Annotated in this window: 1 protein-coding gene; it reads right to left on the reverse strand. The window is 71.6% G+C overall.

Going from position 1 to position 1638, the window contains the following annotated elements:
* Positions 1-227 precede the first annotated feature (227 nt).
* On the reverse strand, positions 228-1520 hold the full coding sequence (locus ACTQXO_RS08675) for an IS30 family transposase (RefSeq protein WP_441039019.1): 1293 nt from the start codon (positions 1518-1520) through the stop codon (positions 228-230).
* Positions 1521-1638: the final 118 nt, after the last annotated feature.

The raw sequence follows: 1638 nt of genomic DNA on the forward strand, positions 1-1638 counted from the left end.
GGTTGATTTCCGATCTCAACCGAACACATTGAGCTGACGGCACGCTCCCGCAGTTAACCGAACGCCCCCGAGGTCCTATCCGGGACCCGGGGGCGCCATTTTCCCAGTTGAAGGAATGGTGGAGATGTGTTTCGATGGGTCCGGTGGCCATGCCCCGCCCGCCGCCCGGCACCTCTTCCCAGACTCAGCCGGACGGTCGGTCCGTCTATTCCGTTTTTTCTCCTAGGCTAGGCCAGCGGGGCATCGCCCCTCTCTGCGCGCGCCCTCTCGATGAGCCCCGGCGTCAGGTCGAGATCGCCGAGCGGCACGTCCCCCACGCCGTAGGCGTCCAGCAGCGCCGCCGCGTCCTCCCCGAGCATCGCCCTGAAGGCGCGCGCGGGCGTCGCGAAGCCGAGCGCGCCGCGGGGCTCGGAGTTCACGTGCGACATGGCCAGCGCCAGGTCGGCCGGGGCGAGCCGGTCGAACCTGATCCCGGCGCCCTTGGGCAGCAGCTTCCTGATCTCGACGTGGTTGCGCTCGCAGGCGCCCTTCTGGTCGCTGCGCCTGGGGTCGCAGTAGAACAGCCTCGTCTCGCCCGGCCCCTCGCCGAGCAGCGCCGCGATCGCCGCCTCGTCGGAGAACTCGGCGCCGTTGTCGGTGAGGACGGCGCGGAACACGCGGCGCGTCCCGTCGGCGCCGAGGATGGCCCGGACGCCCTCCAGGGCGTCCGCGACGCACCCGGCGGTCTTCTCCTCCAGCGGCAGCGCGAGCTGGAGCCTGCTGGGGCGGTGCAGCAGCGTGAGCAGGCAGGCGGAGTCCTCCCGGGCCCCCTCGACGGTGTCCATCTCCCAGGCCGCGGCGCACGCGTCCTCCCCGAGGGCGAGGAACGCGGCATGCGACCTGCGGGCGGAGTGGCGGGTCGCCGCCCGGCCCGCGGCGCGCTTCCTCGGCCTGTAGCCGACCTTGCGCCTGAGCTCCATGTTGGTCATGCCGTCGTAGCCCGCCGAGACCCAGCGGTAGATGGTCGACGGCGACAGGTCCACCGGGCCGCCGTTGCGCGCCGCCATCTGCTCGGGCGACAGCCCCCGGCGCAGGCAGTCCCTTATCGCCTCCAGCCTGGCCGCCGCGGCGGGCTCGTCGGCGTCTATCCCGCGCCTGGACGAGACGAGGACCGAGTCGGCGCACAGCTGCGCGGCCCGGGCCTCGTAGAAGACGTGGGGGCGGCGCTTGCAGCCGATCGCGCGGTACCGGCCGCAGCCGTTGCAGCATCGCGGCCACGCCGCCAGGCGCGGGCAGGCCACCGACAGGTCGGCGGAGGCGTCCACGCGCTCGCCGCGCCTGGCCTTCGGCGCCGTCACGAACCTGTGCGACGCCACCTCGGCGCTCACCGTCGAGGGCGACCTGCCCAGCTCCCTCGCGATCTCCCTGCACGACGCCCTGCGCTCCAGCATCCTCTGGACCGTGTCCCGCTCGTGCCTCGTGAGCCTTCCGTAGGCCCTCGGGACCGCCCTTGCGGAGCCGCTCTTCTTCTTTCCGGACATGCCGTCCTCCGATCTCCCGGGGCCGGCCGATCCGGCCCTCAGGGTATCGGGTTCCCACATTCATCCGCACATGTACGGATGAATGTGGGAGGTGTTCGGATAAAGTTGATAATCAAGG

The organism is Collinsella sp. LCP19S3_D5 (genome assembly GCF_052121415.1).
Taxonomy (GTDB): domain Bacteria; phylum Actinomycetota; class Coriobacteriia; order Coriobacteriales; family Coriobacteriaceae; genus Collinsella.

What these genes read in the sequence shown, in the direction of transcription:
- ACTQXO_RS08675 (WP_441039019.1), bottom strand. Translation starts at nt 1,520, where the DNA reads ATGTCCGGAAAGAAGAAGAGCGGCTCCGCAAGGGCGGTCCCGAGGGCC.